This is a genomic window from Tunturiibacter gelidiferens (genome assembly GCF_051013345.1).
Classification (GTDB): Bacteria; Acidobacteriota; Terriglobia; order Terriglobales; family Acidobacteriaceae; genus Edaphobacter; species Edaphobacter gelidiferens_A.
The window spans coordinates 2,906,819-2,922,105 of the sequence record NZ_CP132939.1 but is presented as its reverse complement, the minus strand read 5'-3'; the positions used below and the strand labels follow the sequence as shown (position 1 = coordinate 2,922,105).

Below are 15,287 nucleotides of genomic sequence, written 5' to 3'. Positions count from 1 at the left end.
TAATGCCATCACAAGCTCTTAGCACCGACAGTCTCACTATCACGCGGCAGACGAACATCGCACCGCAGGCTTCGGCCACACCGCTTGACGATATGGACTCGATCGTTGCTACGTACGAGCAGCGGATCTTCAGGTTCCATCTGGTCTCGATCCGGGACCGCGATGTGGCGCAGACATTGACCCAGGACACCTTCGTTCGAGCCTGGTCGGCGCGCAGCAGCTTCCGCGGCGACTGCTCGATCCTGACCTGGCTGATGCGGATTGCGCTGAACCTGGTACGCGATCATACCCGCACCGACCGTTTTCGGTTCTGGAAGCGGGTCTCGGATACAGCCATTGATGTATCCGACATCTCGTCGCACGTTCCGCATCGCGACAGTTCGCTTGAGTCGCGCCTGATTGCCAGCGAGCAGATGACCTTAGTTTGGGAGAGCGTCGCAGAGCTCTCGGATCGCCAGCGCAGCATCTTCCTTCTTCGATTCCTCGAAGAGCTTGAACTCTCTGAGATCGCCAGCATTACGGGTTTGCCAATCAGCACCGTCAAGACGCATCTTTACCGCGCCCTCGCAGCCATTCGGGCCCGTCACAACGCTTCTCTCAAGGACTCTCTATGAACCTCCACCTCACTCACGAGCAACTCTGCGACGTTCTCCTCGCTGACTCGTCCCTTCCGTCCTTTGGCGTCGATCGCAACACCAATGTTATCGAGCAGCACCTTCAGGCCTGTCTCATCTGCTCCGCGGAGCTGAAGAGCCTGCGGGATTCGCTCTCTCACTTCCGCGATGCGTCGGTCTCCTATTCGCGGCAGCAGTTCGCGCATAGCTATGCGCGGCGTTCCTCCATTGCGCCTCCGCACAACGTGTTCTCCCAGCCGCTTTACTGGGCTGCAGCGGTTGTAGTCTTCGTCGCTGCCCTTTTCCCGATCACCTTGCACCAACAGCAGTCTGCCGCTCGCGCCGCGGCGGCGAGGGCCGCTGCGGCGTCTTCGCAGGCGGCGGAGTCGGACGAGGCTTTGCTGGCAGACATCGACCAGAAGGTCTCTGCCGATGTGCCTTCTCCGATGGAGCCGCTGGCTGATCCGACCGATGGAACAACTTCTGTAACCTCCACTTCAGATCAAAGGACGAACTGACATGCGCCTGAAACCTGTACTTTCGATTGTTTTATTCGCGACTCTCTCCGGAGCTTTTTGATGGCGCAGCCACCTGCGGGTTCGCCACCTCAGCCGGGTGGCGGGATGGATCGGGACCGCGGCGGATGGGGTGGGGGACCGGGGATGCGCGGGGGCTTTCGTATCGCGCCTCCAGGGATCTGGTGGCACAATCCTGACCTGATCCAGAAGCTGACGCTTACGCCGGATCAGCAGAAGAAGATGGATGACATCCTGCAGCAGAGCAAGCTACAGCTGATCGACTTGAGGGCCAACGTCGAGAAGCAGGAGGTTTTGATGGAGCCGATGCTGGCGGCGAATCCTCCGGATACGAACAGGATCCTGGCGCAGATTGACCAGACGGCCCAGGCCCGCGCGGAGCTGGAAAAGGCGAACGCCAAGATGCTGCTGGCAATTCGCAACGTGCTGACACCGGACCAGTGGACCAAGCTGCAGGCCGAAGGGCGCGAGCGCCGACACATGAGGATGCAGGGTGGGCCGGAAGGACCGGGTCGGGCTCCCGATGGCCAGGGACCACCTCCAGGTGGCCCGGGCGGCGGCGAGGGGATGTAGTAAAGGGCTACCTTGCCAGCTTTGGTTCCCTCGTTTTCCAGGGGCACCCCCTATATTACCTGCGTATAAGTCGTTTGTTTTCATTAGCTTAGAGCATGGGCGTAATCGGTAAAACCTTCATTCCAAATGAGTTGCCTGCAGATTCCTGCAGGCAAAGGAGTTACGGAAGTTTCTGTGTTTCTGAAAGGAAAAAGCCCCGGGATTAGCCGGGGCTTTTTTGATCTGATTCCAATATAGATTGTTCGACGTAACTCATGCGCCACGTCTATGTTGCTTGTTTCCATAGATTTAGCTCCGATAGGGGCTTGACAGCGGAAATCGCCGCAGTTTGCGCGCCGGGGCGAATCCCGGGGACAGACAACCGCAGATTCCTCCGCTGCGCTGCGGAATGACAACAAAAGGACAGGCAACGGCAATTGCAAGCGCAAAGGACAGGCAACAGCAATTGCAAGTGCAAAGAACAGGCGACGGCAATTGCAAGCGAGAAGGACAGGCAACGGCAAAGAAGCGCCGGCAATTCTGATGCCGACGCTTCTCTGGTACTCCCTGCAGTGATGACGATTACTTTTTGGCTCGGACGGCTTCCTTTGCCTGGACGGGGCCATCGGCGGGAACCGGGGGACGTCGGCTGAGGCTACGCCGGAGATGCCGAGCTTCTTGCGAAGTTCGGCGTCGACGCGGGCGAAGACGTCTTTATTGTCCTTCATGAATGTGCGAACGTTTTCGCGGCCCTGGCCGATGCGCTCGCCCTGATAGCTGTACCAGGCTCCGCTCTTGTCGACGATGTTGTGCAGGACGGCGAGATCGAGGACGTCGCCCTCGCGGGAGATGCCTTCGCCGTATAGGATGTCGAACTCGGCGTCGCGGAAGGGTGCAGCGACCTTGTTCTTGACGATCTTGACCTTCGTGCGGGAGCCGACGACCGAGTCACCATCCTTGACTGCGCCGATGCGGCGGATGTCGATACGAACGGACGAGTAGAACTTGAGCGCCTTGCCGCCGGTGGTGGTTTCGGGGTTGCCGAACATGACGCCGATCTTCTCGCGGATCTGGTTGATGAAGATCAGGCAGGTACGCGATTTTGAGACGGTTCCGGTGAGTTTCCGGAGTGCCTGACTCATCAAACGTGCCTGTAGGCCCATGTGGGAGTCGCCCATCTCGCCGTCAAGTTCGGCCTTGGGGACGAGCGCGGCGACCGAGTCGACCACGAGGACGTCGATGGCGTTGGAGCGGACGAGGGCTTCGACGATCTCGAGGGCCTGTTCGCCGTAGTCGGGCTGCGAGACGAGGAGGTTGTCGATGTCTACGCCGAGCTTTGCAGCATACGCGGGGTCGAGGGCGTGTTCGGCGTCGACGAAGGCTGCGAGGCCACCGGCTTTTGTGCCTCGGCGATGATCTGGAGGGTGATGGTGGTCTTACCCGAGGATTCAGGACCGAAGATTTCGATGACGCGTCCGCGGGGACGCCGCCCACGCCGAGGGCTGCGTCGAAGGAGATGGAACCGGTAGAGATGACCGAGATGGGCACGACGTCTTTCGAGCCGAGCCGCATGATGGAACCCTTGCCAAACTGCTTTTCCAGCCCGGAAAGGGCCAGTTCTATTGCCTTGCTGCGGTCATCTGCCACGATATTTCTCTCCTGGAGGGGGTGAGAGGGAGGTTGATGTTTCAATTTGGGATTCTAGCATTCAAAACGGGAAAAGCAAATAAAAGGCGAATACAACTTAGAGGTGATTCTGAAAGACCTGGTCCTGCCGGACGGGCCCACTGCGCGTGGGGCGGTCACTTCGTGACTTGTATACCTTTTTTGCGGTGAGTGAAGGGCGCTGGGCCTCCCGTTGGTCGGCGATGAATGGTTCCGACCAACGGGAGGAGCTATACGGCTCATCTTGCCTTAGACCGGTATACCCGTCACGAAGTGACCGCCGCCCGCGCAGGGCGCCCGTCCGGCAGGACCTATTTCGTTATGTGCTAGTGACGGTCGTCGTGGTCATGACGGTCGTCGTGGTCATGATGGTCGTGATCGTGATGATCGCCATGATCGTCGTGATCCCAGTGGCCTTCATGCATGCGCCAGCCTTCCTGATAGTGGTCGTAGTGCGGATGGCTCCAGTAGGCGCCGGCATAGGGTGGACGGTCCCAGCGGCCGGGAACCCAGACGTAGCGACCGTCGTTGGCTCCCCAGTAGCCATCGACCCAGGCATACCCGTCTCCGGGCATCGGTGGGCGTACTTCGTAACGCATCGGCGGAGGTGTTCTGCCGATGTAGATGCCGATCTGACCAAACACGGGCATTGTAAGGGTGACTGTGGTGACAGCAGCAAAAAGCCATTTCATCTTCAAATTAAGTTCTCTCCGTTTCAGTTCCACGTTTGAGGGAACCCTATCTTGGTGGCAATGTCAATGACCCCAGCGGTGTCTTCCACGATACGGGATCCGGCTGTAAGCGCGGCAAGAGGTGAAGTTGGGTGCCGTTCAAGCTGCCACACAGGGCAGTTATGTGCGCTTGAGGGGCGCCTCTTCCGCGCCTATTAGCCGGGAAGGAGCGGTTATCTCCGCAGCAGGTCGACTGGCTCGTTGACGTCTTCGATGCGGAAGTATTGAGCGAGTGACGGGTGTTTTTGGCGACGGCCTTGTACATCTCCCAGGCGACGCGGCGGTAGCTGAAGTGGCCGGCGACGCCTGAGCGGAGTTCGGAGATGTAGAGGGCTTCGGCGAAGTCCATCTTGAACAGAGAGCGGCAACGGGTAGCGAGTGGGAGGAGATACTGCGCGGATTGCGCGGCCTCGGGGACGTTGCTGTCGCGGAGGGTGCGGTAGGTGGCGTAGGTGGCGGCGAGGGTTTCGCTGTAGAGAGTTTCGAGGCCGGCTTCGGCGAGAGTGGGCTGGCCGGGGCAGATGGGCTCGTCGTAGCCGTGGAGGTCAGTGTAGGACTGAAGGAGCTGGACGCAGCGGCGATGTCGGTGCATGTCGCGGAAGCCGCCGATGTCCATGAGAATGTCGAAGCGGAGGCTGTGACCGGAGGAGAAGCTGCGGAGGAGCTCGTCGTGGCGGCCGCGATGCTTGGTGCCGAGGGAGACGATCTCGCCGCGCTGGTTGGCGCTGAGAGCCGCGACCTGATGGCGAAGCTGGCGGTAGGGATAGTGGCAGTGCGGGTAGAGGAGCGAGGTGGCGAGTTCGATCTCGAGGGGCTCGTCGCCGTCGAGGAGATCGACTACGGGCGCGGGGGCGATGGGCTGGCTGCCCATGAGGAGCTTGGCGGCGTGGGCGAGTTCGCTGCGGGTTTCTTTGAGGTAGACGTTGGGTGTGGCGTATTTGACCAGCGTGGGCGCGGCTTTTACAGGACGCAGGAAGGCTTCGTGGATGCGCTGGCCGCAGTTGGCGTCGAGGGAACCGATCTCTTCGCAGAGAATCTCGCCGGCTGCGTGCTGAACGTTCCATGCGGGCTCGGAGGCGGCGTTGCGTAGCTTTTCGCCGAGCTGGCGGATCTCGGCGAAGTCGCTGGTGAGCAGGCGCGAGACCTGGGTTTCGAGGGTGCGGGCGTTGACGATCTGACCGAGCGAGGTGTTGGTTGCGAGCGGGAGGAGGTAGCGGGCGACGTCGAAGGCTCGGGCCTTGAGGGTGCGATCGTAGGCGTCGGGCTTCATGGATTCGGGCTGCTGGATGGCAGTCTTGAGCGCGGTGAGCATGCCGGCGCCGATCTTGTCGTAGGCGGCGAAGAGGCGCTCGACGACGGCGGTGAAGGTGGGTGTTTCGGCAGCCAGCGCGGGGGTGAACCAGCCGGATAGACGGAAGTTCTGGTAGCGGGTGGAGCGCTCCTGGCCGTCCCAGCGGGTCTCGTCGACGAGTTCGATGGCGGCGAGGAGGCTGAGACGCTCGATGGCGAAGGGGATGTGGGCGAGGTCGGCGATGGAGCGATGGCCGTAGGCGAAGTAGAAGGTGTTGAGAAACTGCTCGGCGCGCTGGGAGCTGATCTCGGCGAGAGACTCCTTCATGGTGAGAGCGGAGCGGGAGTACTTGGCCATGGCGTAGGCGAGAACTTCTGGGTCGGCGCCGTGGATCGCGTAGACGTCGGTCTCGCTGGCCGGTGGATGGGCGGCGGGGGCGTTGGCGGGGAGGTCTGGGTGTCTGTCTTCTGGTTCGCTGGCATGGTGATGCTCAGGATACTTGATCCTGTGAAGCTGGTTTTCCGAAGGGTGATTCCGCGACGACTATGCTGAGATTATGGATGTTTTGAACGCTGTGGAGCATCGACCGTATGCATTGCCGGCCGGTCGATGGCGCATGGCGCAGAGATGGAACGACCTGCTGTTCGCGCACTGGCCGATTGCGGTGGACGCGATGGCGCGGTTGCTGCCGGCGGGGCTGGAGGTCGACAGCTTCGACGGATGGGCGTGGGTTGGCGTGGTGCCGTTCTGGATGGACCAGGTGCGGACGCGGGCGGTCGGCAAGGGATGCGTCACCGTGCCCGGCACGGCTTCGTTTTGTGAGTTGAATCTACGAACGTATGTGCGGTCGCGCACCACTGGACTGCGCGGGGTTTATTTTTCTCGCTCGATGCGGCAAGTGCGCTGGCTGTTCTGGGTGCGCGAACGCTGTTCCACCTGCCGTATTTTCTGGCCAACATGCAACGTGAGACCGCTGAAGATGGAACGATCAAGTACAAGAGCAAACGGCTGCTGACTACGCGCAGCGTCAGGTTTGAAGCGAGCTATCGCGGGCTGCATAAGATCGCGGGGCCGAGTGTCGACGGCACGCTGGAACACTTTTTGACAGAGCGCTACTGCCTGTTTACGCCGCACAATGGGAGGGTGCTGGTGGGGCATATTCATCATCTTCCCTGGCCGCTGGAGCGGGCCGAGGCAGAGATTCGCGTGAATGAACTGCCCGCGGCGCATGGAATTACACCGCCGGATCGGGCGCCGGTGCTGCACTTTGCGCGGGAGCTGAATGTTTATATCTGGTCGTTGCGGGAAGACGGTCGCAGAATCCGCTGAACGGGTTCGTATAATGGTGGGGTTTGATTCAAGGAGAGTTATGAGCATTTCGGCAAGTCGTGTTGCGTTGGTGACTGGAGCTTCGCAGGGGATCGGGCGCGCCTGTGCGCTGGAGCTGGCGCGGGCGGGAGCGACAGTGGCGCTGGCGGCAAGAAATCTCGAAAAGCTGGGCGACGTGGCTGCGGAGATTGCGGCTGCCGGTGGAAAGGCGCATGCGTTTGCGCTGGATGTTTCGAGCGAAGAGTCGATCAAAGAGTGCGCTAAGGCAGTGATTGCCCACTTTGGCGCGGTGAATATTCTGGTCAACAATGCCGGGATCACACGCGACATCCTGGCTCTGCGGATGAAGCGGAAGGACTGGGACGATGTGCTGACGACGAACCTGACCGGGGCTTTCCTGATGACCCAGGCGGTCATGTCGCAGATGGTGAAGAGCCGCTGGGGGCGGATCATCAACGTCACCTCGGTGGTGGGGCAGACGGGACAGGCGGGACAGGCGAACTACGCGGCCTCGAAGGCGGGGTTGATCGGGCTGACCAAGTCGCTGGCCCGAGAGCTGGCGAGCCGGACGATCACGGTGAATGCGGTGGCTCCGGGATTCATCGAGACAGCCATGACGGAAGTCCTGACCGTGGAGCAGAAGGCAATGAATGCGCAGTTCATTCCGCTGGGCCGAGTTGGAACCGACGTCGAGGTCGCCTATGCTGTTGCGTTTCTTGCATCGGAGGAGGCCGGCTACATTACCGGGCACACGTTGGACGTCAACGGCGGGATGCACATGGGGTAACAGGCTCTATGGGTTACCACTGTGCAGAGGAAACTTTAATCTCAGTTTCGTCCGCCACTTGCTGTAATGTCTTTCTAGCATTCGATTTATGATTCGATTTTTTGAATCTCGATGTCGATCTTTTGCGCCCGTGGGAGACATTTCGGGTTGCCTCCCATAGACAATATGGGTAGGAGTTGAGAGACCAGATTTCGAATCACAACAGCGGTTGTTGAAGCAGGAAAGATCCATCTGTTTGATTTGGCGTGTGCATATCAGCCTCTGCCTCACTCATTTGCCGGAAGCTGTTCCTAATTTTTTATAGGCAAGCTGGCCATAGAACCGGCAAGACGCATCACACGAACAGACCAAGGTCTACCGCACCGCAAAGACTAACGTCCTCTACAGTTTCAGCGATCTTCGGTTCACTACGTAACTATGCTGTCGACCAGACATGAAGCGAAGGACTTATTGGGCAATGATTTGGACGCCGCGCACTTTTTCGTTCTGCGCGGACGGGCCGCGATTCTGCGTATTCAGCCTGTCCTGGTTCGTTTGAGCGCGCTGTGCAAACAGACCGGGGCGATGGACTACCTCGAGTACTTCCTAACCGGAACTGACAATCTCAAGAAGATTCCCTACCTGGTGCTGATAGGAAAGCGGGATCTCGACCTTGCCGCACTGCGGGCAGAAGACCTGAAGGGCGCGGTACTGGTTTATGAGTACAAGGTGCTGGGGATGCCGTCGCGCGTCTTCACCACGAGTGACTTCAACGGGAGCAGAGCTGTGATTGCACTGCCTGCGGAGCGGACAAAGATCTCGGCCAGCGTAGGCCGCTACCTGATGACGAACGGCGCGCAGGTTGTCATGCTTAGTTATGCGGGCGAGGGCGATGAGACGTGGTCGGAGTGCTTTGACGGCTCGATTGCCGGGGATAAAAAACGCTTGTGGACCACGCAGACACGCGAGGTTGGGGCCACCATCGTGCTGGAGAAGACGATCGATGAGACCCTGTCCGCCATGGGCAAACACACACGCCGAAACCTGAGGTACTACCGCCGCAAGGCCGAAGCAGAGCTCGGGTGCATCTTTGAAGGCGACGTGAAGAAGATGCTGGACAAAGCGCAACTGATCGAATTGAACCTGGCCTCGACGCATCCTGTCTCCGAGGCCGTACTCGAGAGGCGATACAGCACGATGAAGGCGCTGGACGGGTTATTTTGCGTTGGCGTGAAGACTCCCGACGGCCAGTGGATCAGCCTGCTGGGCGGCAGGAGACATCATGGCGTGTCGGAGATCGACTGGCAGATGAATCGCGGAGGACTCGAGAGGTACTCGGTAGGAACGGTGATTCGGGCGTACCTGATCGAGCACGAGATCGAGATCGCGACGGACAGGCTGTTCTTCGAAGGTGGGACGCCGCACTCGATGCGGCATGCGTTCATCTCCGAGAAGGCGGTCGATATCGTGGTGGCGAAGCGGTCGCTGTTTGTCTCGCTGCTGCGCCGGGTGGCCCACTGGTCACCGCCAAGAAAGAACTTTCTTCTGCAGACGCTGGTTGATCCTGCGTTGCGTTGGGAGTTGCACTAAGCTTCTGCTCAGGGGATGAAGCCGGCGGGACTTCGTTCGCAGAGACTCTGACGCAGACACGATATCCAATGACGAGACTCAGCACAGCATGGTCGAAGCTGCGATGGTCGTTGGCTCAGCGCGGGCTGGCGGGAACGATGCGGACCGCGCTGGGACGTCTGCAACCACAGAACAGCACCGTGGGTGTAGAGAAGCCGATGCTCCATCCGTTCGATCAACGCTACGGCGTCGATACGAGCGGGCTGATCGGCGGTGGGGACTTGCGCTCGGGCCATAAAAACGATGTGTTCAATACCGCGTACTACGGCATGGCTCCTTCGCGGTTTCGGCGAGTGCTCGAAGATTGGATCTCCGACTCCGGACACGCCGCGATCTCCCAGTACAGCTTCATCGATCTTGGGTGTGGGAAGGGTCGCGCGGTGATGATGGCCTCGGAGTTTTCGTTTCGGCAGGTGATTGGTGTAGAGCTGAACGCAGCGCTGGCCAAGACTGCCGAGTCGAACCTGGCCGCGTGGATCGGCGCCGGCCGAGCGGTATGCCCGGTGCAGATTCTCTGTCAGGACGCCACTGAATTTTCGTTTCCGGATGGACCTTGCCTGCTTTATCTCTTCAATCCGTTCGCAGCTCCGGTGGTGAAGCGGCTGATCGAGCAGCTGGAGACTGAATTTGCGGACAGCCCGGGAGTGCTGGACGTCATCTACTTCAACCCCGAGGCTGGAGAGTTGCTGGAGGCTCATGCGGGCTTCAAACTTCTGTGGACCGGCACGGTAAAGATGTCGGAGGAGGATACGGCGGCGGACCACGTTGCCTCGCCGGAGGATCTATGCAGCGTGTACCGGTGGGTGGGAGTGTGACTGACCCCTCCGCAGGACCCATGCGCTGAGAGGACAGGTTACTTCAGGGCTAGTAACTGATCCTGTAATGCCTTGGGCGGTTCCAAACTCACGCAGAGTTCAAGTAAGGCTTCAGGGTTTGGCCGGTAACTGGCTCTCGATGAACCTGGGGTGGTTCCGAATAGCCCTGATCCCCAAGATAGGCATTGACCAACTCGTTGCGGCTGTTTACTTTGTGGCTAATGGCTGACATGCAAACTATACCTGTTGATCTGGCGAACGAGTCGATTGAGGCTCTTTCCATCTCGATGAATATCGGTTCTACGATTCGCGGATATCGGCTGCAAAAAGGCATGTCGCAGGGCGACATCGAGAAGCGGACCGGGCTGTTGCGCTGTTATCTCTCGCGGGTGGAGAACGGGCACACGGTGCCGTCGCTTGAGACGCTGCAGAAGATTGCGCGGGCGCTGGACCTGCAGCTGTCGGAGTTCTTTGCCGAAGAGACGATGGCCAAAGAGATGTCGGGGCTGAACCTGGGCGAAGAAGAGATTCGGTTCTTAACGCAGGTGCAACGGTACTCGGCTCACCTGTCGGAGAGCGACCGAAGACTGTTGTTGGCGATGGTGAGAAAGTTCGCTCAGACGACACTCAGCTAAGACAAACCGGAGGGTTGACTGGTGCCGGATAGCGAACTTCTTCATAAGCTCAGAGACATCACTGCTGAAAAATCAGATCGCGCAACCAGAGCAAAACGAATCGCGGATGCAATTCGGAGGGAAGGATCCTGGCGTTGGGTGGGGATCTATGATGTGGACTTCCAACGCGGACTGGTAGTGAATATCGCATGGAGTGGGTACTCCGCGCCGTCGCACCCTGCGTTTCCTATTACGCAAGGGCTCACCGCGAGAGCGATTGCTGGAATAAGAACGGTCAACGCTGGAAATGTAGCCGATGATTCGGGCTACATGACCACGTTTGACAGCACGCGCGCGGAGATCATCGTTCCGGTTCTTGGCCACGGCCACGGCGATCGAGTCATCGGCACACTGGATGTGGAGAGCGAACACCTGAATGCGTTCGATGCAGACGCTCAGGCGCTGCTGGAAGAGTGCGCCCGCGTGCTCGAAGAGTTTTGGGGCCAGGGACAAACGAAGGCCGGGCTGCGATAGGGCCCTGTATTCCTGATTGCCGAGAGCGAGTTCGTCTTGCTCGCTTCCAGTCTGGCGTACTGCATTCGGTAAAAAATCCGCGATTCTTGCGAACTCCACACTTTCGCTGAACGTATGCACTGTATCCCAGGAATGAGAGGATGCAGACGTTACCTTCAGTCCGCTGCGAAATGTAGCGCTGAGAACCGTTCATCCAGTTTTCAGCAAATTCAGTGTCCCGACCCGTCTTGAGACGGGGATCGGAGGAACGTAGTGAAGCTCAGACCCGACGCTGTGTCGTTTTAAATTGACATCCGAAATTTTCTCGGTACGTTAGTCCTACCTCCATTTTTTTAAAGTTCGTAAAATCATCGCGTTACGCGGGCTTTGATCTCAGTTTGGTTCACGTCGAACCACAAACTTTTCGTTGTCTGCGAGGAGCAGAACGGCGTATTTCAAATTCGTTCAGTTCTTCGCTGAATTTCGTTGCCTGAGTAGTGCACTGCTCTATAAGCTGCAATCTTCTTCCACAAGCAAGAACCGCCTTTAGCCGAAGTAATTGAAAGGGGTTGGTGATGAGACGCATGATCATGAGCGCAGAATGTCGAAACTTTGCAGAAGGTTTGACGAATAGGATTTCTTCCAGAGCCTCTTTTTTGTTGTTGCCTTCGCTCTCTTGTTTGCCATCTGTCCGGCAATGTACGGCCAGGCGAGCGGTAGTTTTTCCGGGAATGTCCGTGATAAATCCGGATCGGCCATATCGGGGGCTACGGTCACGGTCACCGCCCAAGGCACCGGCCTGACTCGCGAAGCCAAGACGGACAGCGCCGGGCACTATCTGGTTCCTTTGCTCCCTGTCGAGATTTACACCGTGCGCGTCGACTTCACCGGCTTTCAAAGCACAGAAGCCAAAGATCTCCACCTGCAGGTTGACGAAGCCCGCGAACTCGATTTTTCCATCGCTCCTGCAACCGTAGTCTCTACCGTGACGGTCTCCGGTGACGCCGTAACTGCCGAGACCACGAACCCTTCTCTCGGCCAGGTCATTACCTCGCAGCAGGTGTCGCAGCTTCCCTTGAACGGTCGCGACTTCGTCCAACTCGCCACGCTCACCGCAGGCGCTACGGCAGAGACCAACCCCGGCAGCTTTTTCAACTCCAGCGCCGACAGCGAGGTGGCCGCGCGCGGTCCGTTCTCTCTGTCGGTTGGCGGTTCCCGTCCCAACAGCTCCGATTGGCTCCTCGATGGAGTCGACAATAACGAACTGACGGCGGGCGGAATTGGCGTGTTTTCTTCAATCGACGATATCGCGGAATTCAAGGTGCTCACCTTCACCTATTCCGCGGAATACGGCTCCCGCGCCGGCCCCACCGTGCTGGTGACAACCAAGTCTGGTACCAATAACTTCCACGGATCTCTCTTCGAGTTCGTCCGCAACACCGCTTTCGACGCGAAAGGCGACTTTGACACTACAACTCCGAAGTTCAATCTAAACCAATTTGGCGGCTCGATCGGAGGGCCCATCCTCCACAACAAACTGTTCTTCTTCGTGGATGGCGAGCAGAAGTACCAGCGTCAAGGAATCACCTTCACCGGTCTGGTTCCTGCACTGGCCATGCACACCGGCGACTTCACGGCCGACCCCTTCGGCAAGAATATTTCTACAAACCCCGACGGCAGTTTCAATCCCGTCATCTCTAACCCGAATATGGCCGGCTCAGCCAACCCTTACTTCCAGTGCGACGCCTCCAACAATCCGATCCCCGCGAACCCCGACGGCAGCCAGGCACCGGGGCAGAACTGCAACAAGATTCCTTCAAACCTGATCAACAGCGCCGGTCAGGGACTGATCAATATCTATCCTGCGCCCAATGTTTCCGGCAATGGCTACAACTATGTCAACGAGCCCGTCCGCGTCCTGAACGAAACCAAATTCGATGTTCGACTGGACGAGACGCTCACGGCCAAGGACAACATGTTCGGCCGCTTCAGCTACGACCAGGCGTTCACTTTTGCGCCCGGCGGCGCGCCCGACCTTGCCGAAGCCAATGCCTTCGGCAGCAATGAAAACCTGATCAACCACGCACGCAATGTCGGCGTCGGCTGGAGCCACGTGTTTGCGGCCACTACGCTCAACCAGGCCACCTTCGGGTACGACCGCATCTTCAACTACATTGCCTCGCAGGGTAACTTCTCCTGCGGATCGGCCCTCCTGGGCATTCCCAATGCCAATCTCGGCTGCTCGGCCAGCGGCACCCCTACCTCCGCAAACTCCTACAGTCAAGGTGTGGTTTCCGTCCTGCCCACCAGCGGCTATTGGTCACTCGGCGATCGCGGCTACTCCCCTTTCAGGGTGGAACCAATATCTATTCCTTCAAAGACGATCTCGACCTGATCCGCGGCAAACACGATATTCACGTCGGCATCGATCTCCGTGCCAATCAGATGAATGTGGGCACAGAAGCCTTTGGAGCAGGCTTCCTGCTCCCTGGTGTCACCGGAAACTTCACCGGGGGAGGTTCAGCCGTCGGCAATCCCGAGGCCGACCTGCTGATGGGGATTAGCGGAGGCGCCATCCACGACCAGACCTACAATGGCTCGGTCACCGGTCGCCGCTGGAAGATCATAAGGCCCTTCGTCGAGGATGACTGGCGAATTACCCCCTCGCTGACCCTCAATCTGGGCCTGGCGTGGGGCATCACCACTCCGATCACCGAGGTCCATGACCGGATGGCGGACTACATTCCTTCGACCGGAAACCTTCTAATTGCCGGCCAGAACGGAGTGAGCCGATCGGCGGGCATCAATATGTTCGGGGGCGCATACGAACCCCGCCTGGGCTTCGCCTGGAAGGTTCTCGGCAGCGACAAGACAGTGCTCCGCGGCGGCTTCGGCATTTATCACGATTCGGTCTGGAGCCAGGGCGCGCAGGGCCTGTGGCAAAATCCGCCCAACCTCGGTGAGTCTGATCAATTCGCCGGCGCGGGTTGCGCCTTTGCGACTTCATACTGCGCTATTCACGGCGGCCAGAAACCTTCGGGGACCTTCTACCTCTCCACCGGCTTTACCCCTCTGCCCACGCCGCAAAATGTGAGCACATTCCAAGGCACGTTCTACTATCAACCGCCCAACTTCCAGCCCGGCAGAGTTCATCAATATAACGCCAACGTGGAACGCCAGCTTCCGGGCGATGTTCTGCTCACCGCTGGCTATGCCGGTGCGGTGGGCGGCCACCTGCTGGTAAGCGGCAACGACCTCAACGTCAACAGCCCCTCCGGTTGCGGAACCATACAGGGGTATACGCTCGGCTGCCTGCCCGGCGGCGCACCCTACATTGCTCCGTACAACCTTCCGTTTAATGCGATCTTGCTCTTTGGCGATGTGGGCAAGACCCATTACAACTCGCTGCAGATCAAAGCAGAGACCAAGGCGCCCAAGCACGGTCTTTACGCGCTGATCGCTTACACGTACTCGCGCACATACGACAACGGTCTGACCGATGGCCTGGGCTCGTTGTTGAGCGCCCCGTATTTCCCGTTGCCCAACTGGCAAAACCTCGACTGGGGCCTGTCGCAGATCAACCTGAATCACAGCTTCACCGCAAGCGTCATCTATGATCTGCCATTCGGCAAAGGCAAAGCGTTCGGAAGCACCTGGGGCACTGTGACCGACACGCTTCTCGGCGACTGGCAGGTCACGCTGATTCAAAGGATCTCCTCCGGGTTCCCGGTTCCACTGATCGACAGCCATAACCAGTCGGGCGCTGCCTTTAATGCCGGCGGCAACAGCAACAATTTCAACCGGCCCGACCAGGTTGCCGGCTGCGATACCCACGCAGCAAGTCACAGCCAGTTCCGCTGGATCAATGCTTCCTGCTTCGCCGTCCCGGCTGCAGGCGAGCTCGGCAATGCCAATCGCGTCCCCGCCACGGGACCCGATTTCGTCAACTCCGACTTCTCACTCATCAAGCAATTTCGCTTGCCTCGTGAGATCGGCTTGAACTTCCGCGCTGAATTCTTCAACCTGTTCAATCATCCGCAATACGGATCGCCAATCGCCGACATCAACTTCAATTCACCACCTGCGGGCACAGTCTCCCCTTTCTTCGGCTCAGTGAACTCGACCGTCAACAATCCGCGCTTAATACAACTCGCCCTCAAGCTAACGTTCTGAGATACGTCGAGGCCTTCAATACGTTTCAACAACTCAGCTCGCCGGCGCTCTTCGACTTC

Annotated in this window: 13 protein-coding genes and 2 pseudogenes; 11 read left to right on the top strand and 4 right to left on the bottom strand. The window is 58.8% G+C overall.

From position 1 onward, the window contains the following. Positions 1–2 precede the first annotated feature (2 nt). Genes RBB80_RS14445 through RBB80_RS14435 form a run of 3 tightly spaced genes read left to right on the top strand, consistent with a single transcriptional unit; the run spans position 3 to position 1,723 of the window. Entirely contained in the window at positions 3–614 is a 612-nt protein-coding gene (locus RBB80_RS14445) for an RNA polymerase sigma factor (protein ID WP_433968958.1), read from the top strand. Beyond that, positions 611–1,132 carry a hypothetical protein gene (locus RBB80_RS14440; RefSeq protein ID WP_433968957.1) on the top strand — a complete coding sequence of 174 codons (522 nt, stop codon included), beginning with the start codon at positions 611–613 and terminating at the stop codon, positions 1,130–1,132. The genes RBB80_RS14445 and RBB80_RS14440 overlap by 4 nt, the downstream gene beginning before the upstream one ends. Positions 1,133–1,192: 60 nt before the next feature. Beyond that, positions 1,193–1,723, top strand: coding sequence for a Spy/CpxP family protein refolding chaperone (locus RBB80_RS14435; protein ID WP_433968956.1), 531 nt, complete (start codon positions 1,193–1,195; stop codon positions 1,721–1,723). A 561-nt stretch (positions 1,724–2,284) separates the two neighbouring features. Here the strand turns inward: RBB80_RS14435 and recA are convergent. The 3 genes and pseudogenes from recA to RBB80_RS14420 form a co-directional block, all read right to left on the bottom strand. Further along, positions 2,285–3,349, bottom strand: a pseudogene (gene recA, locus RBB80_RS14430) (recombinase RecA). Between the two features lie 344 nt (positions 3,350–3,693). After that, positions 3,694–4,059, bottom strand: coding sequence for a hypothetical protein (locus tag RBB80_RS14425; protein WP_433968954.1), 366 nt, complete (start codon positions 4,057–4,059; stop codon positions 3,694–3,696). Positions 4,060–4,105: 46 nt separating this feature from the next. Beyond that, positions 4,106–5,746 carry an FAD-dependent thymidylate synthase gene (locus RBB80_RS14420; protein ID WP_433968952.1) on the bottom strand — a complete coding sequence of 547 codons (1,641 nt, stop codon included), beginning with the start codon at positions 5,744–5,746 and terminating at the stop codon, positions 4,106–4,108. 199 nt (positions 5,747–5,945) lie between these two features. Here RBB80_RS14420 and RBB80_RS14415 point away from each other — a divergent pair. The 6 genes and pseudogenes from RBB80_RS14415 (at position 5,946) to RBB80_RS14390 (ending at position 11,076) form a co-directional block, all read left to right on the top strand. Further along, a pseudogene (locus RBB80_RS14415) lies at positions 5,946–6,718 on the top strand (YqjF family protein). Between the two features lie 40 nt (positions 6,719–6,758). Next, a complete protein-coding gene (fabG, locus tag RBB80_RS14410; protein WP_433968951.1) occupies positions 6,759–7,505 on the top strand; it encodes a 3-oxoacyl-[acyl-carrier-protein] reductase in 747 nt (248 codons plus the stop codon). A gap of 450 nt (positions 7,506–7,955) precedes the next feature. Next, positions 7,956–9,074, top strand: a complete 1,119-nt coding sequence (locus tag RBB80_RS14405; RefSeq protein ID WP_433968950.1) for a hypothetical protein — start codon at positions 7,956–7,958, stop codon at positions 9,072–9,074. A 68-nt stretch (positions 9,075–9,142) separates the two neighbouring features. Then, entirely contained in the window at positions 9,143–9,928 is a 786-nt protein-coding gene (locus RBB80_RS14400; protein ID WP_433968949.1) for a class I SAM-dependent methyltransferase, read from the top strand. Between the two features lie 287 nt (positions 9,929–10,215). Continuing rightward, the gene (locus RBB80_RS14395; protein ID WP_433969674.1) at positions 10,216–10,563 is read left to right on the top strand and encodes a helix-turn-helix domain-containing protein; all 348 of its coding nucleotides are present in this window, start codon (positions 10,216–10,218) and stop codon (positions 10,561–10,563) included. Positions 10,564–10,584: 21 nt separating this feature from the next. Continuing rightward, positions 10,585–11,076 (top strand): GAF domain-containing protein, encoded by a 492-nt coding sequence (locus RBB80_RS14390; RefSeq protein WP_433968947.1) that lies wholly within the window; start codon positions 10,585–10,587, stop codon positions 11,074–11,076. A 382-nt stretch (positions 11,077–11,458) separates the two neighbouring features. Here RBB80_RS14390 and RBB80_RS14385 read toward each other — a convergent pair whose 3' ends face one another. Next, the gene (locus RBB80_RS14385) at positions 11,459–11,890 is read right to left on the bottom strand and encodes a hypothetical protein (RefSeq protein ID WP_433970168.1); all 432 of its coding nucleotides are present in this window, start codon (positions 11,888–11,890) and stop codon (positions 11,459–11,461) included. Between RBB80_RS14385 and RBB80_RS14380 the strand changes: the two genes are divergently transcribed. Together RBB80_RS14380 and RBB80_RS14375 are read left to right on the top strand one after the other, a co-directional pair. Further along, the gene (locus RBB80_RS14380) at positions 11,813–13,450 is read left to right on the top strand and encodes a carboxypeptidase regulatory-like domain-containing protein (RefSeq protein WP_433969673.1); all 1,638 of its coding nucleotides are present in this window, start codon (positions 11,813–11,815) and stop codon (positions 13,448–13,450) included. The two genes, RBB80_RS14385 and RBB80_RS14380, sit on opposite strands and share 78 nt — an antisense overlap. Continuing rightward, on the top strand, positions 13,372–15,228 hold the full coding sequence (locus RBB80_RS14375) for a hypothetical protein (RefSeq protein ID WP_433968945.1): 1,857 nt from the start codon (positions 13,372–13,374) through the stop codon (positions 15,226–15,228). The genes RBB80_RS14380 and RBB80_RS14375 overlap by 79 nt, the downstream gene beginning before the upstream one ends. The last annotated feature ends 59 nt before the right edge of the window (positions 15,229–15,287 follow it).

Excerpts from the sequence above, each read along its gene's own strand:
- RBB80_RS14400 (WP_433968949.1), top strand. The coding sequence starts at position 9,143 with ATGACGAGACTCAGCACAGCATGGTCGAAGCTGCGATGGTCGTTGGCT.
- RBB80_RS14435 (WP_433968956.1), top strand. The coding sequence starts at position 1,193 with ATGGCGCAGCCACCTGCGGGTTCGCCACCTCAGCCGGGTGGCGGGATG.
- RBB80_RS14395 (WP_433969674.1), top strand. The coding sequence starts at position 10,216 with ATGAATATCGGTTCTACGATTCGCGGATATCGGCTGCAAAAAGGCATG.
- RBB80_RS14445 (WP_433968958.1), top strand. The coding sequence starts at position 3 with ATGCCATCACAAGCTCTTAGCACCGACAGTCTCACTATCACGCGGCAG.
- fabG (WP_433968951.1), top strand. The coding sequence starts at position 6,759 with ATGAGCATTTCGGCAAGTCGTGTTGCGTTGGTGACTGGAGCTTCGCAG.
- RBB80_RS14425 (WP_433968954.1), bottom strand. The coding sequence starts at position 4,059 with ATGAAATGGCTTTTTGCTGCTGTCACCACAGTCACCCTTACAATGCCC.
- RBB80_RS14420 (WP_433968952.1), bottom strand. The coding sequence starts at position 5,746 with ATGGCCAAGTACTCCCGCTCCGCTCTCACCATGAAGGAGTCTCTCGCC.
- RBB80_RS14440 (WP_433968957.1), top strand. The coding sequence starts at position 611 with ATGAACCTCCACCTCACTCACGAGCAACTCTGCGACGTTCTCCTCGCT.